The sequence below is a fragment of the Streptomyces sp. WAC04114 genome (genome assembly GCF_019733245.1).
Lineage (GTDB): Bacteria > Actinomycetota > Actinomycetes > Streptomycetales > Streptomycetaceae > Streptomyces > Streptomyces massasporeus_A.
Genome location: NZ_JAIGQA010000016.1, coordinates 1 through 21812 on the forward strand (window position 1 = coordinate 1; position 21812 = coordinate 21812).

Annotated in this window: 19 protein-coding genes; 11 read left to right on the forward strand and 8 right to left on the reverse strand. The window is 72.1% G+C overall.

Annotation, left to right across the window (positions count from 1 at the left end):
• Both K4G64_RS07190 and K4G64_RS07195 read left to right on the forward strand, forming a co-directional pair.
• The coding region (locus tag K4G64_RS07190) for a peptidoglycan-binding protein (RefSeq protein ID WP_260460121.1) at positions 1-281 on the forward strand (281 nt) is incomplete at its 5' end.
• A gap of 9 nt (positions 282-290) precedes the next feature.
• Entirely contained in the window at positions 291-779 is a 489-nt protein-coding gene (locus K4G64_RS07195) for a flavin reductase family protein (protein ID WP_221755187.1), read from the forward strand.
• Between the two features lie 244 nt (positions 780-1023).
• Here K4G64_RS07195 and K4G64_RS07200 read toward each other — a convergent pair whose 3' ends face one another.
• The 4 genes from K4G64_RS07200 to K4G64_RS07215 all read right to left on the reverse strand — a co-directional run bounded on the left by K4G64_RS07200 (position 1024) and on the right by K4G64_RS07215 (position 5740).
• The gene (locus K4G64_RS07200) at positions 1024-3420 is read right to left on the reverse strand and encodes a SpoIIE family protein phosphatase (RefSeq protein WP_221755188.1); all 2397 of its coding nucleotides are present in this window, start codon (positions 3418-3420) and stop codon (positions 1024-1026) included.
• A 105-nt stretch (positions 3421-3525) separates the two neighbouring features.
• Complete coding sequence (locus tag K4G64_RS07205) at positions 3526-4092, reverse strand: antibiotic biosynthesis monooxygenase (protein ID WP_221755189.1); 567 nt, start codon at positions 4090-4092, stop codon at positions 3526-3528.
• Between the two features lie 43 nt (positions 4093-4135).
• Complete coding sequence (locus tag K4G64_RS07210; RefSeq protein WP_031133768.1) at positions 4136-4516, reverse strand: hypothetical protein; 381 nt, start codon at positions 4514-4516, stop codon at positions 4136-4138.
• Between the two features lie 306 nt (positions 4517-4822).
• Positions 4823-5740 (reverse strand): MurR/RpiR family transcriptional regulator, encoded by a 918-nt coding sequence (locus tag K4G64_RS07215; protein WP_221755190.1) that lies wholly within the window; start codon positions 5738-5740, stop codon positions 4823-4825.
• Between the two features lie 155 nt (positions 5741-5895).
• Between K4G64_RS07215 and K4G64_RS07220 the strand changes: the two genes are divergently transcribed.
• Positions 5896-6057, forward strand: a complete 162-nt coding sequence (locus K4G64_RS07220; RefSeq protein ID WP_221755191.1) for a hypothetical protein — start codon at positions 5896-5898, stop codon at positions 6055-6057.
• Positions 6058-6107: 50 nt separating this feature from the next.
• Entirely contained in the window at positions 6108-6509 is a 402-nt protein-coding gene (locus K4G64_RS07225; protein WP_184915645.1) for a DUF3662 domain-containing protein, read from the forward strand.
• A 15-nt stretch (positions 6510-6524) separates the two neighbouring features.
• Here the strand turns inward: K4G64_RS07225 and K4G64_RS07230 are convergent, their stop codons facing one another.
• The 3 genes from K4G64_RS07230 to K4G64_RS07240 form a co-directional block, all read right to left on the reverse strand.
• Positions 6525-8189: a phospholipid carrier-dependent glycosyltransferase gene (locus K4G64_RS07230; RefSeq protein WP_374206380.1), complete on the reverse strand. Its 1665-nt coding sequence runs from the start codon at positions 8187-8189 to the stop codon at positions 6525-6527.
• 36 nt (positions 8190-8225) lie between these two features.
• The gene (locus tag K4G64_RS07235) at positions 8226-10139 is read right to left on the reverse strand and encodes a phosphatase PAP2 family protein (RefSeq protein WP_221755193.1); all 1914 of its coding nucleotides are present in this window, start codon (positions 10137-10139) and stop codon (positions 8226-8228) included.
• A 224-nt stretch (positions 10140-10363) separates the two neighbouring features.
• Positions 10364-11263, reverse strand: a complete 900-nt coding sequence (locus K4G64_RS07240) for a BadF/BadG/BcrA/BcrD ATPase family protein (RefSeq protein ID WP_221755194.1) — start codon at positions 11261-11263, stop codon at positions 10364-10366.
• Between the two features lie 240 nt (positions 11264-11503).
• Between K4G64_RS07240 and K4G64_RS07245 the strand changes: the two genes are divergently transcribed.
• The 5 genes from K4G64_RS07245 to K4G64_RS07265 all read left to right on the forward strand — a co-directional run bounded on the left by K4G64_RS07245 (position 11504) and on the right by K4G64_RS07265 (position 17873).
• Positions 11504-12625, forward strand: coding sequence for an ROK family protein (locus K4G64_RS07245; protein ID WP_221755195.1), 1122 nt, complete (start codon positions 11504-11506; stop codon positions 12623-12625).
• 273 nt (positions 12626-12898) lie between these two features.
• Positions 12899-14221, forward strand: coding sequence for an ABC transporter substrate-binding protein (locus K4G64_RS07250; protein ID WP_221755196.1), 1323 nt, complete (start codon positions 12899-12901; stop codon positions 14219-14221).
• Between the two features lie 123 nt (positions 14222-14344).
• The gene (locus K4G64_RS07255; protein ID WP_221755197.1) at positions 14345-15256 is read left to right on the forward strand and encodes a carbohydrate ABC transporter permease; all 912 of its coding nucleotides are present in this window, start codon (positions 14345-14347) and stop codon (positions 15254-15256) included.
• The gene (locus K4G64_RS07260) at positions 15253-16152 is read left to right on the forward strand and encodes a carbohydrate ABC transporter permease (RefSeq protein WP_221755198.1); all 900 of its coding nucleotides are present in this window, start codon (positions 15253-15255) and stop codon (positions 16150-16152) included. The genes K4G64_RS07255 and K4G64_RS07260 overlap by 4 nt, the downstream gene beginning before the upstream one ends.
• A 2-nt stretch (positions 16153-16154) precedes the next feature.
• Positions 16155-17873 (forward strand): hypothetical protein, encoded by a 1719-nt coding sequence (locus K4G64_RS07265; protein ID WP_221755199.1) that lies wholly within the window; start codon positions 16155-16157, stop codon positions 17871-17873.
• Positions 17874-17879: 6 nt separating this feature from the next.
• Here the strand turns inward: K4G64_RS07265 and K4G64_RS07270 are convergent, their stop codons facing one another.
• On the reverse strand, positions 17880-18536 hold the full coding sequence (locus tag K4G64_RS07270; RefSeq protein ID WP_221755200.1) for a nucleoside/nucleotide kinase family protein: 657 nt from the start codon (positions 18534-18536) through the stop codon (positions 17880-17882).
• Between the two features lie 119 nt (positions 18537-18655).
• On the opposite strand from K4G64_RS07270, the gene K4G64_RS07275 reads away from it, so the two are divergent.
• Together K4G64_RS07275 and K4G64_RS07280 are read left to right on the forward strand one after the other, a co-directional pair.
• Positions 18656-19393, forward strand: coding sequence for an HAD family phosphatase (locus K4G64_RS07275; RefSeq protein ID WP_221755201.1), 738 nt, complete (start codon positions 18656-18658; stop codon positions 19391-19393).
• Entirely contained in the window at positions 19390-21744 is a 2355-nt protein-coding gene (locus tag K4G64_RS07280; RefSeq protein ID WP_221755202.1) for a glycoside hydrolase family 65 protein, read from the forward strand. The genes K4G64_RS07275 and K4G64_RS07280 overlap by 4 nt, the downstream gene beginning before the upstream one ends.
• Positions 21745-21812: the final 68 nt, after the last annotated feature.

Here is a 21812-nt window from a genome sequence, read left to right on the forward strand (position 1 = left end):
CGCCCGGCCCGGCCGCCCCCGCACCCGCGGAGGACCCCGACGGCGCCGGAACCCTGCGCGAGGGGGCCACCGGCCCCGAGGTGACCGAGCTCCAGCAACGTCTCCTCGCCATCCCGGACGTCTACCGGGACGGCTCCACCAGCGGCAGCTACGACCCCACCCTCACGGCCGCGGTCGCCCGCTTCCAGCTCTGGTACGGCATCCGCGGCGACGAGACCGGCGTCTACGGCAACGACACCCGGGCCGCCCTGGAGTCCCGGACGGCGGCGGGTGCGAGCTGATGTGTGACCATGGCCGGCATGGACGAGTTCATCGACCGGCTGAACCCCGAGATGTACGTGGTCACGGCCGCCGCGGGCGGTGAACGGGCGGGCTGCCTGGTCGGGTTCGCCTCGCAGTGCTCGCTGCGGCCCGTGCGGTTCGTGGTATGGCTGTCCGAGGTCAACCACACCTTCCGGGTGGCCCGGAACGCGGACGTGCTCGCCGTGCACCTGCTCGGCCGCGAACAGCGCGCCCTCGCCGAGCTGTTCGGCGGGCAGACCGGCGACCGCACCGACAAGTTCCAGGACGTCCGGCTACGGGAGGCGTACGGCGGGGCCCTCGTCCTGGAGGACGCGCCGGCCTGGTTCGTCGGCCGGATCGTGACGCGCGCGGGCGGCGGCGACCACATCGGTTTCGTCCTCGACCCGGTCGAGTGGGGCGGACGCGAGGCGCACGAGGGGCCGTTGCTGCGCTTGTCCGACGCCGTCACCATCCACCCGGGCCACCCGGTCGACTGACGTCACACCCTCCGCGTCGAACGCCGGGCAACGGCTGGGAAAAGCGGCGACGCGGCGGGGCCGAGCGGCGTCACCCTGGGCGTGGGCGACGCACGAGGCGCCCGGACCGCCACGAACCGAAGGCCACGCCCATGAACGGCTCCCGCATTCCCGGCCTGGTGCTGCCCACCCTGTTCCTGCTGGCCTCGCTCGTGGGGCTGTGGTGGTACTGGCGTCACCGCGGTGACTCGTGAGCCGCCGCTCCCTACCCGTGCCGAACTCCGGGAACCCGGACGTCGACCACGCACACGTCGTCCCGTCGCACGTCCGGCAGCATCCGCGCGAGCAACGGCCCCAGCGACCCGGGCCCGTCGCCGTGCGGGGCCGCCACGGCCTCGGCGAGCTGCTCCAGCCCCCGGTCGATGCTGTCCGGGGGGTGCTCCACCAGGCCGTCGGTGTACAGGATGAGCCGGTCGCCCGGGTCCAGACGGCACTCCGCCTCCTGGTAGACCGGCGTGGTGGACGCCCCGAGCACCATGCCGCCGGGGCGGCGCAGGTACCGCGCCTCACCGTCGCGCAGCAGCAGCGGCGGGGGATGCCCCGCCTGAGCCCAGACCAGGCGCCGGCGGCGGGGGTCGTAGCGGGCCAGCACCATCGTGGCGGTCGCGTGGGAGTCGCGCGAGTGCAGCAGCAGCGTGTTCAGCCGGGCGAGCGCCCCGGTCAGCGACGAGCCCGTGATGACCATGCCCTTCGCGGTGAACCGGAGCTGGGCCATCGTGGCCACCGCGCCGACCCCGTGTCCGGCGACGTCGCCGACCACCAGCAGCGCGTCCCCGTCGGGCAGTTCGATGGCGCTGAACCAGTCGCCGCCGACGTGCACACCCGACTGGGCCGGCAGATAGGCGACCTCGACGCGCAGCCCGGCCAGGTGCACCGGCCGGTTGGCCATCGGCAGCAGCGCGTGCTGGAGCCGGGAGGCCAGGGTCCGCTCGGCCTGGAGCACGTCGTGCTGCGTCAGGATCGCCCGCTCGCTCTCGACCAGGGCCAGCTCCGCGCGCCGCTGGGCGGTCATGTCCTGCACGAAGCCGTGCACCTCGACGGGCGTGCCGTGCCGGTCGGCCACCGCCTCGGCCGCCAGCCGCAGATGCCGGATACCGCCGCTCGTCCTGATCCGGAACGGCACGTCGAACGGCCGCCCGTCGTGGACGAGTTCACCGACGGCGCGGGTCAGCGCCGGGGCGTCCTCGGGGAGCGCGAGCTCCGGGACGTCGGGCAGCCGCACCGGGCCGTGCGCCGGGTCCCGGCCGACCAGGGAGAACACCTGCGTCGACCAGGATGCCTCCTGCGTGATCAGGCTCCAGTTCGCCCAGCCGAGACTGCCCAACCGCTGCAGGTCCGCCAGCCGCTGCTCCTGCCGGTCGGAGGAGCCGTGCCGGATCCACGAGACGACGAGGGCGTCGCCCAGCGGTGCCACCCGCGCCGTGTAGAGGGACAGCTCGGCGACGCCCGCCACGACCTCCTCGTGCGCGAACGGCTCGCCCTCGTACGTCTTGCCGGTGGCCAGCACCTGCAGACAGCCCTGCCACAGCGGTTCGGCCGCGAGGGCCGGGCGCAGCTCCAGCAGCCGCCGCCCGGCCGGTTGCTCACCGGTCCGGCCCAGCAGGTCTCCCACCTGGGCGGTCGCGGCCTCCACCCGGAAGTCCTCGGTCTCGCCTGTCGCGGCCCGAAGTGGCGTGAGCAGCATCGCCGCGATAGGCAGTGCCTCGAACAGCGCCTGCACCGCGTCCGTGTCGGCGTCGGCGTCCCGCTCGGGCGGGGTGTCGAAGGCGCGCAGCCGGCCGGCGCACAGCCCGGTCACGCCCCGCAGGTGGGCGCGGTCGCGCGGGGTGAACTCACCGGCGCGCTCGCGCAGCACACCGATGCAGATCTCGGCCGCGCCCGCGGCGAGGACGGGCAGCCAGGCGCGCGAGCGCCACCGGTCGGGAGGATCCCCTATGAGCAGGTACTGCCGCTTGTCCGCGGCGAAGTCCTCCAGCCAGCGTGGCTCGCCCGCCCGCAGCGCGTCCAGCGCCGCCACTCCGCTCAGCGGCGGTACCTGGAACCACTGGGCCGCCAGCTTGTCCTCGATGCCCGCGTGCCCGACCAGTTCGAGACCGCCGTCGGGCCTGCGGGCGTAGAGCAGGACAGCGTCCGCCGACATGTCGGGGCCGAGATGCTCCAGCAGGCACCGGGCGAGGTCGTGGGGTGTCGTCACCCGAACGAGGGCCCGTCCGAGGCGGGCCAGGGCGGCCGTGACGTCGTCCGGCGCGGCCGATTGGTCCAGGGCCTCTGCCCGGGAGCCGGATGCGCCGGCGCCGCGGACCTCACCGGCGCTGCCCGGGTCGGGCGGCGTGGGCGCCAGGCCGCCCAGGGTGATCCAGCACTCCTCCAGCAGGGTGTGACGTGCGGCTTTGGCCTGCTGGAGCAGCTGCTCGCCCGCCGCGCCGGCGGTACACCCGCTCAGCGCCATCACCGCGCCCTTGGCCCGTTCCACGACAGCCGAGGTGGCCGCCTGGTCGCGCAGCCGGTCCAGCTCGGCGCGCTGCCGGGCGACGATCTTGGCCAGTTCGGCCAGGTCCGGTGCGGCACCGGGCTGCGCCGGCGTCACGGGCTCGCTCGTCACGCGTCGAGCATTGCACACCCAGTCCGATTCGAAGACCGCTTGTGCGCACGGAATGATCGCCCGCCCCAGGCGTCCCAGGGGGCGCACCGGCTTGTGAGTGACTGCTCACTTGCCGTCACGCGGATACAGCCACAGCCGCAGCAGCCGGCTCAGCCGCGGCATCACCAGATACGTCAGCACCGGCAGCAGGACCAGCGGAAAGACGGCGGCCCGCAGGGGCAGCGGCCAGCCGGTGGTGTGGGGCGTCACCAGCCACTGGATGAGCAGGGTGAGAGGGTAGGCGCCGAGGAAGGTCGTGAGGACCATCTTCCAGCGGGGCGGGGCCTGCACGGTGGTGCCGGGCAGGCTGAACCAGGTCTCCATGCCGGTCGTCGACTGGCGGTCGCTGCTGACCTCGGTGGCGATGTCCTCGATCCGCCGGTGCCAGTGCGCGCGCTCCTCCGACTCCAGCCAGGCGGCGAGCCGGTGCTGGTCGGACCAGCGCAGCACCGCGTGGTAGCGGTGGCCGTCCTCGGGCGTCAGCCAGGAGACGCCCTCGTTGCCGGGGAACTGCCGGGCGCAGCGGGTGATGCCGTGCGTCCATTCCACGAACCGTTCCTCGCGGCCGGGGCGCACCTGCCAGGTCAGGACCGTGGTCACGGGCTCGCCGCGCCGGGCTTCGGTGGTGCTCATTGCTCCACGTGTGCCACGCGGGGCGCGAGTCATGCCCGCCGGCTCAGGGCTGTCGGTTCGCCTCGACCAGGGCCTGGGTGACCGCCCGGACGCTGCGGGCGATGTGCTGGAGCTGCATGACCTCGGCCGCGTACAGCTTGATCGTGTGCTCGATGACCCCCTCGTGCAGGCCGAGTCCGGGCAGGTCGGCGCGGGCGGTCTGCAGGGCGGTGCGGGCGACCCGGATCTCGTTCTGGACCTGGATCTGGGCGTGCCGGGCGAGCAGGACGGGATGGCGGATGAACACGGGGTATCCGGCGTAGCGCGTGGGTACCAGTTCGCGCAGCCACTTGGCCGCGGAGCGTTCCCAGTCGTAGCTCCCGGGGGTCTTGACCTGGCAGGGCCAGTCCGGGCTGATGCGCGTGGTCGTCAGGGGCATGATCATCGCTTCCGGGTATGCGGCGTCGCGTGGGTGGACGACGGGTCGGGGCGGCCCCGGCCTAGGGGATGGCCGGGGCCGCCACGAACACCCGGGACCCGGAGTGGGTAGGACCCGGCTCCACGGGTGCGGAACGGATCCGGAAACTGGCCGGGTCGCGATCCGTGAGCAGTATTTATATATGCCATCCGGTTTGCAAGGAGCATGAAAACATTCATGCGCGCTTTGTTGCGGATGGTCCCCGTGTGGGCTCTGCGTGTGTGGCCCGTGGAGGGGGTCCCGCGTGGCCGCCGGGTCCGGTACGGGCGCCGCTCAGTCCCTGAGGAAGAACTGGTGCTGGTCGGCGACCTGCTCGTACTCCTCCAGCCGCGCCTGCGTCCGCTCCGGATCCGCGTCCGTCATGGCCTGCAGCAGCGCCGAGCACATCACGCCCGGGGCCGCGTAGGAGTCGAAGACCAGGCGCGACCCGGTCCCGAGGGCGAAGACGACGTCGGCCTCGTCCGCGAGCGGCCCGAGCGCCAGGTCGGTGATCAGGGCGACCTTGAGCCCGGCGCCCCGCGCGACCCGCACGGCCGTCAGGGTCTCCTGGGCGTGCCGGGGCATGGAGAACGCCAGCACCCACGTACCTCCGGCCTCACGCGACTGCAGCAGCGCGTCGTAGGCGACGCTGCCGCCCCGGGTCACCAGCCGTACGTCCGGATGGATGCGGCGGGCGGCGTAGGCGAAGTACTCGGCGAGCGAGACGGAGATGCGCAGCCCGAGGACCGTCAGCGGCGCGGACGAGGAGAGTTTGCGGCCGACGTCGATGACCACGTCCGGGTCGGCCAGGTCCCGCCGCAGGTTCTCCAGGTTCTCGATCTCGGCGTCGACCGCCGCCTGCAGTTCGTTGCCGTGCGTCTCCTCGGCCGGGCCGACGGCGAGGGTGCCCAGCGCGATCGACTGGAGCTTCTCCCGCAGCGCCGGGTAACCGCTGAAGCCGACCGCCGAGGCGAACCGCGTCACCGAGGGCTGGCTCACCCCGACCCGGTCCGCGAGATCCGTGATCGACAGGAACGCCGCCTCGGTGATGTGCTCGATCAGGTACTGCGCGATGCGCCGCTGCCCGGGGGACAGCCGGGGCCGGTCGAACAGCGTCCTGAGCTGGGCGGACGGGGAGACATCCGCCTCGGGGGCGGCCTTCCCCGAGGTGATCGCGGATGCCTGTGCGCGTGCCTGCTGCGGCGATGGCACCGGTGCGCCTCCTTTGTCTCCCACGGATGTTCAACATAGCTCACGCACCGTAGTGACCAGGGCTTCTTCAAGCCGCATGAGCTGCCCCGCCGGGGGATACCCGGAGGCCGGGCGGGAACCCGCCGCCGCACACGACCCCCGAGAGGAGCCCCGCGATGACCGTCCCGGAGGAGAACCGGCCCAAGACGGAGACCACCGACGAGCTGCTGGAGCGACAGGAAGGGAACCGCCCCCAGACGCCGGGTGGGACCGGACGCACGATGCGCGAGGCCCTGGAGGAGGCCGAGGTGCGCCCCGACGACTTCGACGACCGGTAGGCCCCTCCTGGCACCCCCCGACCGACGACGCTTCCGGCAGGAGAGACGGCATGAGCGCGCTGAGTGCGCTGGAACAGACCCTGGAGAACCGATGGGACGCGCTGTGGGCGCGGCTGCGCGACAAGGAACCGGTCGAGGTTCTCGACGCCCTGCAACGCGAGTGCGACGACAACGCCGTGGTGTGCCGTGAGGGACGCGTCATGGTCCCCAACGCCTACGACGTGGAACTGCCCGACGACGTGCACGAGCATCTGACCCGCACCGGCACCGACGTGGGACAGGCCCTCACCGACAGCCTGTCCCGCCACGCGGAACGCCGCGGCTACGAGTTCGCCGGCCCGCTCGCCGTCCATGTGGCGCGGTGCCCCGATGTGCCCAACGGCCGCTACCGGGTGGCCTCCAGGGTAATGCAGCACGTGAGCGCGGACGGGTTCTTCCACGCGATGCACTGACCCGTACCGCCGCACTCAACGGCGGTACACCGTGATCGAGTGCCCGATGTCATCGACGGGGCGGCTGTCGCCGATCAGTTCGGCCAGCCGCCCCGAGGCCTTCGCCGCCGCCGAGTCCGACACGACCAGCAGCCCCCGCACCGCGTGAACCGGAACGCGTCGGGGATCCGCGGCCTCGATGCCGTAGAACGACGGCACCCCACTGCCCTTGTAGACGAGCCACACCCGCTCACGCGGGTACCGGTCGCGGAGCCGGTCCGCGAGCCGCCCGAGGTCCTGCCCCCAGTCGACGTTCGAGTCGTGCAGCCGCTCCCGGGTCCTGCCCGGCCCCCCGAACACCTCGTTGGAGTACGGCAGATAATAGGGATGCGCCCGCACCGAACTGACGGCGGCGAAGGCCACCAGCACGGTCACCCCCACCGACACCCACCGCCTCCGCACCAGCAGCACGCACCCGGCGGCGACCGCGAGGAACAGCGGCAGGAACACGGCGTACCGGGTTCCGAAGTCGCGCGCCCCCTGCATGGCGGCGACCAGCAGCACCAGCGGAGCGGCCAGCACATACGGTGCGGCAGGCCGCAGCCGCCGGACCGCGACGACGGCCGTGGCACCCGCGGCCCACAGCGCGAGCATCCCCAACGGGGTCTTCACCAGCAGCGCGGCCGGCAGGTAGTACCAGAGCGAACCGTCGTACAGCCGCCCGAACAGAAAGCCCTGCCAGGGCCGGTTCTCCAGCCCGAACTGCAGGCGCACGCCGTCCCGGTAGGCCTCCGGGAAGGGCAGGAGCCGGACCAGCTGCCCCCGCAGGCCGTGCACCACGGGCACGTGCTGCTCCGGAGTCCAGCGCAGCAGCGGATCGACCATCAGATACGTGACCCACACGACGGCGACCGCGACCAGGGCCACCCGTGCCGCCGCGGTCACAGCCCGGTGCGGCTTGCCTCCGGACGCCTTCCACAGCGATACGGCGGCCAGCGCCATCAGCACCGGCACAGCCGGCAACGTACTCATCTTCGTGGCCGCCGCGGCGCCGAGTGCCAGCCCCGCGAGCGGGACGTACAGCCGCGGTCTCCGGCGTGCCCGCCACACCAGCCAGGCCGAGGTCAGCACGAACCCGGCGGCCGGCACATCGAGCGTCGCCAGCGAGCCGTGGGCGATGACGTCGGGGGAGAAGCAGTACAGCGCGAGCGCGGCCGACCCGGCGACGGGCCCGGCCAGTTCACGGGCGAAGGCGAACACCACCAGCCCGAACGACAGGGTCAGCGCGATGACCGGCAGGCGGGCCCACAGCATCAGCCGCCAGGGATCGTTGCCCGACTCGTACAGCAGATGCCGGCCCAACTGCCCCTGGTCCCCTGCGAAGGCCGGGTCGAGGTGCGGATCCGCGAGGGCGACCCCGGCGCCGATGACGAGCTTGCCCAGCGGCGGATGCTCGGGGTTGTGCCGCAGCCGGTGCTCGTGCACGTACTCCGCGGCCGCGCCCACGTACACCGGTTCGTCGATCGTCGGGGTCTGCTGCACGGCGGTCGTGACCATCGCGAAGGCCATCCGGGCGAGCAAAAGGGCCACCAGGAGCCGCACCGGCCATCGTCTGCCCGGCCGCCGCGTGGTGGCGGCCGGTGCCGGGGGCGTGGGTGACACGGGCCGGGGAACGGCGGGAGCCGTCCAGGGGTCCCTCATGGACCCACTGTGCATCAGCCCCCGCCGTGGAAAGCGCTACCGCCGCACGAGTCGCACCGACAGACCGTCAGCCGTGTGGACGGGCACCGCCCGCAGCGTCGCGGAGTCCAGCTCCACGCGGTCGAACCGGCCGCGCAACTGCCCGGCGGACAGGACGGGAACCGTCGTCCCCGCGACCGGCGGCCGCTCGGCGTCGAGCCGCAGCGACAGCACGCTGTCCCGGCCCAGCAGAACCCGACGGCCCACCGTGAGGGCCGGGCCGTGGTTCCTGCGCAGCGCCAGCTCCAGCTCGGACGGGCCCTCCTGGACGTAGGAGCCGCGGATCCGCAGGACCTCGGCCGCGCGGAGCGTGCCGCCCGTGACCCGGACGTCGCCCTCGCCCAGGGCGTTCGGCGACGCGGCGACCAGCGTGCCGGCCTCCAGGACGGTCCCGCCGCGATAGCGGTTGTGGCCCGTCAGGGTGAGAGTGCCCGAACCGCGCTTGGTCAGACCGCCGTCGCCCTCGATGGCGTTGCGCCAGCTGTCGGCCGCGTGGAAGCCCCCGGCCGCCGCGTCCAGCGTCACGGTGACGTCCCGGTCGAAGGCGCCGTAACCGTCCGCCGCGGCGAACAGGTTCAGCCGGCCCCACTGCTCGAAGCCGTCCAGCAGGACGTACCCGGAAGGCAGCGCGGTCGTCCGCAGCACCTCGCGACGCTGGGCCGCGCTCAGGTACGGCAGCCGCGTCTCCAGCAGCACCTCCGCGCCCTTCGGCACGGTCAGCGGGTCCTTGCGGCCGCGGCGCGGCAGGACGTACGTCAACCGGTGCCCGACCGCACGGGAGTTGGCCTCGCGGTCGGCGTAGGCGTCCCCGGCGCCCGGGTGGGCGTAGTCGTAGAGGGTGTCGGCCGTCGTGCCGGTCCGCTGTGTGAAGTAGGCGAGAGCCTGGGCACGGGCGGCTGCCTTGAGTTCGGCGTTCGCCGGGTCGGCCAGCGTCGCGGCCGTCAGGGCGGTGGCCATGATCCGGCCGCCGATGACGTCGACGGTGGAGTGCATGCCCGACATGATGCGGGTGTGGCTGAGCTCGAACGCCCGCGTCACCAGCTCCTGGAACCGCTCCGGCACCGCGTACGCGAGGGCCAGCCCGGCCAGGTGGAAGGCATTGGTGTGGCCGCTGGGGAAACCGCCGTCCTCCTGCGCGTTCTCGGAGCGCTGGCGCAGCAGTTGCGGGGCCACGATCACGTCCGAGTCGTAGACCGGGTAGCCGAGCGCGTCCTTCGCGCCGGTGTCGACGACCTCGCTGTCCTCGTTCATCCGCCACGGGCGCGGGTACTGGAAGGCGAACTTGCCCGGGTTGCCCGAGGCGAACGGCCCGCGCACGGTGTCGACCAGCCTGGCCACCTGGCCGAGGTCCGAGTCGTACGAGCCCGCCCCGAGGGCGGATCCGGCCGGGGCGTCGGCGGGCAGGGTGTCGTTGATCTTCCCGGGGGGTGTGCCGTCCGGGGCGGTGGTGATCGACGTGACCGCCTTGGCGCCCGCCTTGTACAGGCGCTCGAGCGGACCGAGGCCGGCGATCATGGCGTAGCTCTGGTGCTGGCGGTCGTAGAGGAAGGCATCCTTCGCCTGCGCCTCGGTGCGGGCCCGGGTGATCCGGGCGCAGCAACGCATGTTGGCGCGCAGCACCTCGCGGTCCAGGACGCGGCCGGTGTTCCAGGCATCGCCGGTCTTCCACACCTTCGCCATGCCGCCCAGGATCCGGACGACGGCGTTGGTCTCCGGGGTGAGGTTCGCGGTGACGTTCGACCTGTAGTCGTCGACGAACGCGGCGAAGCCCGTGGCGGCCTGCGCGTCCGCCGCGCCGAGCCAGGACGCGAAGGTCGGTGCGGCGAGCAGGCCCGCCGAGGCACCGAGGGAGGTCTTGAGGAAGCCCCGCCTGTCGACGGTGGCGGGGGAGCGGTGCCCGGCTGATGACATGGGTGCGCCTCTCTGGAGTTCTGCGAAGAAGGTGTCGTGGCATTGCGCGACGGTGCGTCGGCCGTGTGGCCGGGAAGGTGAAGCGGGCTGTGCGACTTCTGGTGCCTTTGGCGACTTCTGTGGCACCTGTTGCGCATGAGCGAAGATCTACGGCCGTGCTGTGACCCTGCGGAGAGGGGTCGGCCACCGGCCGGTGTCCGGAGGGTGAACGGCGGCCGCCCGGCTCACAGAAGCGAACGGGCCAGGGCGAGCGCGCCCTCGACCGGTGGCACCCGCAGCGGCCGCGTCCGGGCCCCGGGCAGGGACTCGGCGAGCGCGGCGGTGAACGCCTCGTACAGCGCGCTCTGGGCGAGCACCGTGCCGCCCGCCACCACCACGTCGTCCACCGGGACCCCGCGCGCGGCCAGCCGCACGACGAGCCCGGCGAGCGCCCGGCCGCCCTCGGCGATCACGGCCCGGGCGAGCGGTGAGCCCGCCTCGGCCGCGGCGAACACGGCGGGGGAGTGGCGGCCCCACTCCGCCGAGACGTCCGTGGCGGCCTCCAGGGCGGCGCCGAGCGCGGGCACTTCGGCCACCCCGAACGCGGCGACCAGCCCGGTCGCCAGTGCGTCGGGCTCCTCACCCCGGTCGTGCGCGGCCCAGACGGCCCGCGCGGCCTCCCGGACGAGGCCGGCCGCGCCGCCCTCGTCGCCGAGCACCGCGCCCCAGCCGCCGACCTGGACCGCCTCGCCGCCGGGCAGCCGCCCCACCGCGACCGAACCGGTGCCTGCGACCAGACCCACGCCCTTGTCCAGCCCCGCGGCGGGAACGAGCAGCTCGGCATCGCCCACGACGAGCGCGGGCACCCCCAGCCGCTCCTGAAGGGCGGCGCGGATGCCCGCGCACTGGCGTGGCGTCTCGCAGGCGTGGCCGCCCACGGCGAGAGCGGACGGCCGTGGAGAGGTGGGCAGGGCGACGGCGATCAGGTCGGCCAGCCAGTCGGCTGCGGCCCCGGCGTCGTGCGGGCGCCAGCCCGCACTGCTGCGGACATGATCGACGACGCCCGCGCCGTCCGCGAAGGCGCGCAGATGCGTCTTGGTGCCACCCACGTCGATACCGACCGCGTAAGGCGTGGAGTCCTGCACGGGTCCTCTTTCGTCGTTGCGTGGCACGGCGACGGCAGGCGAACCACCCGTCGTACCACGGCAGTTGAAGAGGTAGGGAAGCCCCGGGACGGGCTTTGGCGGAACACGGCAGGCGAGTACCGTGAAGTTCGTTAGGAAGTTAACTAACGAAGTAGGGTGCGCGTCAAGAGGCACGGAATTCCCGATGCCGCGCGACCCTCGCGGCCGTCCTGCTCGGCCGCCGCACGACCTGGGGAGACCATGCACCTGAGTGAGAGTGCCCGTGTGGTGTTCGACGTACTGGCCGGGGCGGGCACGGCCACCCGTCCCCAGCTGGCGGCCGGTGCGGGACTTTCCAAGCCGACCGTCTCCACCGCCGTCGCCGAACTGGAGGCCGTGGAACTCGCCGCCCACTCCGGGCGGGCGTCCGGCGGCACCGGCCGCAGCGCCGCCGTCTACCGGCTCGGCCCGGCCGCCGGTGCCGTGCTCGCCGTCGACCTGGGCCCCGCCAGAACGCGGGTGCGCAGTTGCGCCCTGGACGGGACGCTGCTCGCCGAGGCCACCGGCTCCAGGCCGGAGGCCGCCGGCACCGTCCGCAAGGTCCTCGACGGGCTGCCCGCCGGAGCCCCGCTGCGGGCCGTCGTCGTCGCCGTCGGCGATGTCACCACCCGGGACGGTGAGGGCGCGGGGGAACGCCCGGCGACCGCCAAGGCCGGTCCCGTCTTCGACGCGATGGCCGTCGCCCTGCCCGAGGGCGTGCCCGTCCACCTGGAGAACAACGTCAACTGCGCCGCGCTCGCCGAACTGCAGGAAGGCGCCGCCGTCGGCCGCGACACCTTCGGCTACCTGCGCATCGGCGTCGGCATCGGTCTCGCCGTCGTCATCGGCGGCCGGGTGCTGCGCGGCGCGAACGGCGCCGCCGGTGAGGTGGCCCGGCTGCCCTACCCCTGGGACGAGAGCCGCGCCCCGCGCCACGAGGGCCTGGAGCACCGCATGGGATCGCGCACCCTGCTGCGCCGGGCGGCCGAGGCCTGGCAGCGGGCCGACGGCCCCCGTCCGCGCACCGCCGAGCGGCTCCTCGCCCTGGCAGCGCAGGGGCACGCCACGGCGCGGTCCGTGATCGACGCGCACGCCGCCGACGTGGGCCGGCTCGCCGCCGCCGTGGCCGCCGTACTGGACCCCGGCCTGATCGTCCTCGGTGGCGGTACCGGCGCGGACCCGCAGCTCCTGCCCGGGGTGCGGGCCGAGCTGGCCCGGCTGAGCTGGCCCACCGAGGTGGTCAGCAGCGTGGTGGGCGACGCCGGCACCGTGGCGGGGGCCAGCAGGCTCGCGGTCGCCCATGGAATTCAAACCGTGACCGGAGCTGTGCGGGCGAAGCATTGACGGCTGCGCCATCGGTCTGCCAATGTCCGGACAAGCGCTTTCTGAGTCGGCCGGGACGCCGACTCCGGGTGAGCATCCCGCCCGTACGCGACGTACGGGCGCCGCACGAGGGCGTGCTTGTGCGACGACGGCCGACAAGGCCGGGGACCCCACCCGTCAAGGCGACGCGGCCGGGCGAGGCCGTGCCCCCGGAAAGCGAATCTCCTTCACAATGCACCCGTGCCGCCTCGGCTGGCGCCGTGCTTCTTCCGCTACGACGAAAAGGGATTGAAGATGACCAGTCTGGGTGTGCGGCGCTCCCGCCGTCTCGGCCGCGGCGGCATACGTCGCGTGGTTCCCCTCGCTGCCGTGGCCACGGCAGGTGCCCTTCTGCTCTCCGCCTGCGGGTCGGGGTCCGACTCGGGCGGGAACGCCAAGTCGCTGACGTTCTGGATCTCCACGGTCCCGGGTCAGGACGCGGGCTGGAAGAAGATGGTGGCGCAGTACAAGAAGGAAACCGGCGTCAAGATCAAGCTCGTCAACATCCCCTACGACGGCTACCCGGCCAAGCTGCACAACGCAGCGCAGGCGAACTCCCTGCCCGACGTCGCGGCCGTGCCGGCGCTGGACCCGATCTGGGCGAACAAGCTGATCGACCTCAGCTCCATCGCCAACAAGAAGAGCAACAAGATCAACGCCAACTTCGTCGCCAAGGACTCCTCCGGGAAGGTGCTGTCCATCCCCTCGGACGTCACCGCGTCCGGCATGTTCATCAACAAGACGCTGTTCGAGAAGGCCGGCGTCACCTTCCCGACCTCGCCCCAGAAGACCTGGACCTGGACCGACTTCATCAAGGCGGCGGACAAGGTCCGCGAGAAGACCGGCGCCAAGTACTCCCTCACCTTCGACCAGTCGCCGTCCCGGCTGCGCGCCATGGTGTACGAGAAGGGCGGGAAGTACGTCCACGCGGACTCCTCCGGCACGTTCTCGGTCGACGCGGCGACCAAGAAGGCCGTGAAGACCTTCGTCGGATGGAACGACGACAAGACCATGCCGAAGTCCGTGTGGACCAGCGGCGCCGACCCGTCGGCCATGTTCCAGAGCGGTGACGTGGTCGCCTACTGGTCCGGCGTGTGGCAGGTGCCCGCCTTCGCGGAGAGCATCAAGAAGTTCGAGTGGGCGAGCGTCCCGACCCCCGCCCAGCCGGTGCAGGCCAGCGACGTCAACAGCGGCGGCATGACGGTGGGCTTCAACAACAACGCCGCCGCGGCCGACGCCGCGACGAAGTTCCTCACCTGGCTGTACGAGCCGGCCCACTACCAGGTGCTGTGCGAGACGTCCGGCTTCCTGCCGGTGGAGAGCGGTCTGAACCCGAAGTACCCCTTCAAGTCCGAGGCGGCGCAGGCGGCGTTCAAGCTCTACAACGAGTCGATCCCGCTCTACGCCCCCATCTCCGGCTACTTCAACTCCGCGCAGACGAAATGGGTGCTGAAGGGCAAGAGCCTCCCCGAGGACCCGACCAAGACGGAGCTCGGCAAGGCGATCAACGGCCAGCAGTCGTCCGACAAGGCCCTGCAGAACATCGTGGACGTCTACAACCAGCAGGTCGGCGGCTGAGCGCAGGCCGGGCAGGCCCGGGCGGCGGGTCGAGACACCGCCGCCCGGCCCCGGCCCTCATATGACGCCGGGCTCATGGCCTGAGCCCACAGCAACCCATTCCACCAGCACGGAGTCAGGAAGATGACCAAACGCGCCTCGGACGTGTCCGTGAGCCCGCCCAGGAGACGCAGCAAGTACACCCTTGCGCCGCTCGTCCTCATCGCGGCCAACGTCGTGCTCTTCGCGCTGTTCTTCGTCTGGCCGGCGGTGATCGGGCTCGTCTACTCCTTCACGAACTACACGGGCGTAGGGGTCTTCCAGTTCGTCGGGCTGGACAACTACCAGAACCTGTTCGGCGACTCCACCTTCTACGACGCGCTGAGCCGGACACTGCTGTACACCGTGCTCTTCGTCCCGCTGAACTTCGTCTTCTCGCTGCTCATCGCCAACGCGGTGGTGAGCAAGCACGCCAAGGGCGCCTCGGTCGCCCGCGTCATCTTCTTCATCCCGTGGCTGCTGTCGCCCATCGTGGTGGGTGTCCTGTGGCGCTGGCTGTTCGGTGAGAACTTCGGACTGGTCAACTACATCATCCACGAGTTCGGCGGGGGCGCCGTTCCGTGGCAGTCGAACGCGGACCTGTCGCTGCTGGTGGTGGTCATGGCGGCGTCCTGGGCCTGGACGGGCTTCTCGATGCTGCTGTTCATCGCCGCGATCAAGAACGTACCGGTGTCGTACTACGAGGCCGCCTCGCTCGACGGCGCCGGCCCCTGGCGGCAGTTCTTCCACATCACGCTGCCGAGCATCGCGCCCACCTCGTTCATCGTCATCCTGCTCAACACGATCAACGCGATGAAGGAATACCCGGTGTTCGTCGCCCTCAACAACGGCGGACCCGGAACGTCGAACAACCTGCTCGTCCAGTACATCTACGAGACCGGCTTCAAACGGGGCCAGATCGGCTACGCGAGCGCCGCGTCGTTCGTGCTCATGCTCATCCTGATGGCCGTCGCGATCATCCAGCTGATCGTCAACCGACGGGTGGAGAACCGATGACAACCACAGACATGCGCCCGGTCGACGCGGGTTCCGGACGGGCCGTCTCCAAGAAGCGTCCCCGCGGGGCAGCCACCGGCGGGCTCCGGCAGGCGGTCTCCGCCACCACACTGCTGTGGGTCCTGGCCTGCCTCTACGGACTGCCGGTGCTGTGGTTCGTCCTCAGCTCCTTCAAGCCGGCCGGCGACCTGTTCTCCTATCCGCTGACGCTGGTTCCGCACAACCCCACCCTGTCGGGATTCAAGGCGGCGTGGGACAGCGCCAACTTCTCCCAGTACTTCATCAACACGACCATCGTGTGCGTGATCACGACGATCCTCACGGTCGGAGTCAGCTGCTGCACCGGCTACGCGCTGGCCAAGTACGACAACACGTGGCTCAAGGTCTTCTTCGTCTGCATCCTGGCCACCACGATGCTGCCGTCCGAGGTCATGCTCGCCCCGGAGTTCCTGGTCGTCCGTGACCTCGGCCTGTACAACTCGTTCGCCGGCATCATCCTCCCGGCCGTGCTTACCGCGACCGGATGCTTCATGTTCCGCCAGTTCTTCCTGACGGTTCCCGACGAACTCGTGGAAGCCGCACGCATCGACGGCGCCCGTGAACTGGCGATCTTCCTGCGGATCATGGTGCCGCTGTCCCGGCCCATCATGCTGACCCTCGCCATCCTGTCCTTCCAGTGGCGGTGGAACGACTACATCTGGCCGCTGCTGATGCTCAACGACCCGGACAAGTTCACCGTGCAGATCGGCATCCAGAGCATCGTCGGCGCGCAGAACATCAACTGGTCGGTCCTGCTCGGCGCATCGGTCATCTCCATGATCCCGCTGATCGCCGTCTTCCTGGTCTTCCAGCGCTACGTCATGGGCGCGGACATCAACGCCGGACTGAAGGACTGACCGTGCACACCCCGCTCGACCACGAGTTCGTCCGCGCGGTCGCCCGCGCCGCCGACCGGTCGGCCGCCCCGGCGGCGGCCGACCCCGACGAGGAACCCACCGGTGTGCCCCACCGCGCTCTGGCGCGCAGGGTGAAGACGCTGATCGCGGCGTACCGGTCCCCGGAATCGGCACTGCACGGCAGCAAGCAGGCCGTCGCCGCCGCGATGACCCACCTCCGCGCCCTGCGGGCCACGCAGACCACCAGCGGCCTCTTCGCCGGCGGCGACAACGTGCAGTCACCGCCGGACTCCGGGTTCACCGTCAACGACGTGTGCGACGCGCACGTCCTCGCCGCCGGTGCGGGGCCGGAACTGCGCGACGCCACGGCCGCGCTCGCCGATATCGCCGACGCCGCATCCCGCAGTCTCCTGACCGGTGGGGTGCACACCCCGAACCACCGCTGGGAGCTGTGCGCGGCGCTGGCCCGGCTGCACCGGTCGTTCCCGGACGACCGGCTGCTCGACCGCGTCGACGAGTGGCTCTCCGAGGGCGTCGACATCGACGCGGAGGGCCTGTACTCGGAACGGAGCGCCAACTACGCGGCCCATGTCTCCAACCCGTCGCTGCTGCTGCTGGCCGATGTCCTCGGCCGCGCCGACCTGCGGGACGCCGTGGAACGCAATCTCGCCACCACCCTGGACCTCATCAGGCCGGACGGCACGGTGGAGACCGTCCTGTCGCGACGACAGGACCAGCACCACCCGTTCCCGCTGGCGCCCTACCTGCCGCACTACCGGCTGCTCGCGATCCGCACCGGCCGGGGCGACTTCAGCCGGGCGGCGCGGCTGGCGGCCTCCGGCGGCATCGACGACCCCGATCTGCTCGCCGAGACCCTGCTCACCCCCGACCTGCGCCGCGTCCTGCCGGAACCGGCCGCGGAGCCACTTCCGCGTCACCGGTACATCACCACGGCGCGCCTCGCCGCACGCGCCTCGGCCACCGCGCACACGGTGGTGTACGGCGGCTCCGACGTGCCCGAGCACCGGCGCATCCGCTCGGGCCTCGCCTGCAACCCCACCTTCCTGCGCCTGTTCGCCGGGGACGCGGTCCTCGACGCGGTCCGGCTCTCCCGGGGATTCTTCGACCTGGGCCCGTTCCGCGCCGCCGACGTGCACCGGCCCGCCGAGGGCCGGTACCGGCTCACCGAAACCCTCACAGCCGCCTACTACCAGCCGTTGCCGCCGGAGCGGCGCCGGGAGGACGGCGCCTACCGCATGGCGGACGAGGGACGCTTCTCGGCCGCGATGGCCTTCCCGGACCGGCCGCGGGACGAGGTCTCCCACACGACCCAGGTCGAGGTGGACCTGCGGGAGGACGGCGCCGACCTGCGGATCGACATCAGCGGACCACGGGTGCCCTGGTGCCTCGAACTGACCTTCCGGCCCGGTGGCGTGCCGGAGGGCGCCGTACCGCTCGGCGACGGGCGCTGGTGCCTGACGGGCGGGCCGATGACCTACCGGGTCGGTGACGACGAGATCCGGGTCGAGGCCGACGTGGCGTCGGGCGAACCGCCGGCCGGACCGGACCGGAGCGACGTCCTGCGGTACGACCCGGGGCAGGACTACAGCGTGGTGGGCGGCACGGATGCGACGACCGGGAACCGCGTCTACATCGGCGGACTCGGCCCGCACACACTGACCCTCACCCTGCGCGCCCACCGGGCGGCGATGGGCGCCTGACGGGATTCACGCCTGCGCGCGTGGCAGTGCCCGCTCCGGTACCACCAGGTCTGCCCGCCCCCGCGTCGTCGCGATCAGTTCGGCGTTGCGCTCGTCCGAGCGTGACACCCAGGCCACCGCCTCCTCGTGCGTCTTGCCGAACTGCTCGTGGCGGGCGACCAGGCGGCGGACGCGCTCGGGCTCGGGCACCTCGCAGAACCACACCTCGTCGAGGAGGGGGCGGACGCGGGGCCAGGCGCCGGTGGTCAGGAGCAGGTAGTTGCCCTCGGTGACGACCAGACGGGCCGTCGGGAGCACCGGGATCGCGCCGGCGAGCGGCTGCTCCAGGGCGCGTTCGAACCCGGGCGCGTAGACGATGTCGTCGCCGGGCTCGTCGCGCAGCCGCCGCAGCAGGGCCGCGTATCCGGCCGCGTCGAACGTGTCGGGCGCGCCCTTGCGGTCCCGGCGGCCCAGACGCTCCAGTTCGGCGTCGGCGAGGTGGAAGCCGTCCATGGGGACGTGCGCGACCCAGGGGTCGCCGGTGCCGTTCAACTCCCGTACCAGGTGCTCGGCGAGCGTCGACTTGCCCGCGCCGGGGCTGCCCGCGATGCCGAGGATCGCGCGCCGGCCGTCCCGGGGGAGGGACCGGGCGCGGTGGACGAGGTCGTCGAAGGTGAGGGGCACAGACAGAGAGTCTGCCACCCGGGGCGGGCGCGAACTCCGGCCGCCTCACACCCCTCGCACTCCCGGCGTGTGGCGTGCGCCACTCACTGGAACATCCTCGGACGGGGAACCGGTCCTGTATGACGCAGCTCGGTCTCCCCGAAGACATCCACGCCTGCCTGTTCGACCTCGACGGAGTCGTCACCAGGACGGCCGTGGTGCACGCGGCCGCCTGGAAGGAGATGTTCGACGCCTTCCTGCGCGAGCGGGACGGTGCGGAGTACCGGCCGTTCGAAGCGGCGGACTACGACGAGTACGTCGACGGGCGGCCTCGCGCAGACGGGGTGCGCACCTTCCTCGCCTCCCGCGGCATCGACCTGCCGGACGGCGACCCGGACGACCCACCGGGCGCCGAGACCGTGCACGGACTCGGCAACCGCAAGAACGAGCTGCTCCTCGAGAAGATCCGCACCGACGGCGTCGAGGCCTACGACGGCACCCTGCGCTATCTGGAGGCTGTCCGCGCGCACGGGCTCAGCACCGCGATCGTCTCGTCCAGCGCCAACTGCCAGGACGTGCTCCGCTCGATCGGCGCCGAGCACTTCTTCGACGTCCGCATCGACGGCGTCGTCGCCGCCGAGCGCAAGCTGCCCGGCAAGCCGCACCCCGACACGTTCCTGGCCGCCGCCGAGGACCTCGGCGTAGACCCCTCCGAAGCGGCCGTCTTCGAGGACGCCCTGGCCGGCATGGACGCGGGCCGCGCGGGCCGTTTCGGATACGTCGTCGGCGTCGACCGGGTCGGGCAGACCGACGCGCTGTACCGGCACGGCGCCGACATCGTGGTGCGGGACCTCGCCGAACTGGGGGAGAGCGAGTGATCACACAGCGGGCGTACACCGTCGAGCCCTGGACCGTGCGCGAGAGGGAACTCAACCTCGACGTCCTGGCGCAGAGCGAGTCCGTGTTCGCCCTGTCCAACGGGCACATCGGCTGGCGCGGCAACCTCGACGAGGGCGAACCGCACGGCCTGCCCGGCTCCTACCTCAACGGCGTCCACGAACTGCACCCGCTGCCGTACGCCGAGGCCGGCTACGGCTACCCGGAGTCCGGCCAGACCTCCATCAACGTCACCAACGGCAAGGTGCTGCGGCTCCTGGTCGACGACGAGCCGTTCGACCTGCGCTACGGGCGGCTCGTCACCCACGAGCAGACCCTCGACCTGCGGCGGGGCGTCCTGGAGCGGGTCTGCGAATGGACCTCGCCGGCCGGCTCGACCGTCCGGGTGCGCTCCACCCGGCTGGTGGCGCTCACCCAGCGCGCGATAGCCGCCGTCGCCTACGAGGTCGAACCCGTCGACAGCCGGACCCGCGTGGTCGTCCAGTCGGAGCTGGTCACCAACGAGAGCCTGCCCGAGCCGGACGGCGACCCGCGCGCCGCCAAGGCGCTGAAGTCGCCGCTGGAACCGGAGGAGGACCTCGCCACGGGCAGCCGGCTGCGCCTGGTCCACCGCACCCGCCGCAGCGGCCTCAGGGTCGCCGTGGCCGCCGACCACACCGTCACCGGCCCCGAACGGACCACCACGAGCAGCGAGTCCAACGTGGACGTGGCCCGGCTGACCATCACCTCCGTCCTGGAACCGGGAGAGCGGCTGCGGGTGGAGAAGCTCGTCGCGCACGGCTGGTCCGGCGTCCGCTCCCGGCCCGCGATGAGCGACCAGGTCGAGGCGGCCCTGGCCGCGGCCGGGCACAGCGGCTGGCAGGGGCTCCTGGAGGAGCAGCGGGCCTACCTGGACGACTTCTGGGCGCGCGCCGACGTCGAGATCGACGGCGACGAGGAGATCCAGCAGGCCGTTCGCTTCGCCCTCTTCCACGTCCTCCAGGCCGGGGCCCGCGCCGAACAGCGCGCCATCCCCGCCAAGGGACTCACCGGCTCCGGCTACGACGGCCACGCCTTCTGGGACACCGAGGCGTTCGTGCTGCCGCTGCTGACGTACACCGCGCCGAAGTCCGCCGCCGAGGCCCTGCGCTGGCGCCGCGACACCCTGCCCGCCGCCCGCGAGCGCGCCGCCCAACTCGGTCTGCGCGGCGCCGCGTTCCCATGGCGGACCATCGACGGCTCGGAGGGCTCCGCATACTGGCCGGCCGGCACGGCGGCCTTCCACGTGGGCGCCGACATCGCCGACGCCGTCGTGCGGTACGTGGCCGTCACCGGTGACGAGACATTCGAACGCGAGGTCGGTGTGGAGCTGCTGGTGGAGACCGCCCGCCTGTGGCGCTCCCTCGGCCACCACGACGACCGGGGCACCTTCCACATCGACGGCGTCACCGGACCGGACGAGTACAGCGCGATCGCCGACGACAACACGTACACCAACCTCATGGCCCGGGCGAACCTGCTGGCCGCCGCCGACGCCTGCAAACGCCACCCGGACGAGGCGGCGCGGCTCGGCGCCGACGAGGAGGAGCGGGCCGCCTGGCGGGACGCCGCCGAGGCCATGAACGTCCCCTACAACGAGGAACTCGGCGTGCACGAGCAGCACGCCGGCTTCACCCGCTACCAGCGCTGGGACTTCGCCGGCACCGGCCCGGACCAGTACCCCCTGATGCTCCACTTCCCCTACTTCGACCTGTACCGCAAACAGGTCATCAAGCAGGCGGACCTGGTGCTGGCGATGTACACCTGCGGCGCGTTCTTCGAGGAGTACTTCGACGAGGAGCAGATCGCCCGCAACTTCGCCTACTACGAGCCGCTGACCGTCCGCGACTCCTCCCTGTCCGCCTGCGTCCAGGCCGTGATGGCCGCCCGGGCCGGCCATCTCGACCTGGCGAGCGACTACACGGCCGAGGCCGCGCTGATGGACCTCGGCGACCTGGAGCACAACACCCGCGACGGCCTGCACATCGCCTCGCTGGCCGGTACCTGGATGGCTCTGGTCGCCGGGTTCGGAGGCATGCGGTGCATCGACGGCGCCCTGCGGTTCGCGCCCCGCCTGCCCGAGCGCTACAGCCGGCTCGCCTTCACGGTGGGCTTCCTCGACCGGTGCCTGCGCGTCGAACTGACCGCCGACCGGGCCACCTACACCCTGAACTCCGGCCTGCCCCTGACCATCCATCACCACGGCACCGAGCTCACGGTGAGCGAGGACGCCCCCGTCTCCCGGACCATCCCCGAGCTGACCCACCGTCCCGCGCCGGGCCAGCCCCCGCACCGCGCCCCGCACACCCGCTGACCCCCCGGGTCAGGCACTTGGCCGAACTCCGCCCCGCATGCCCGCGCACCCCGGGTTAGCTTGATCGT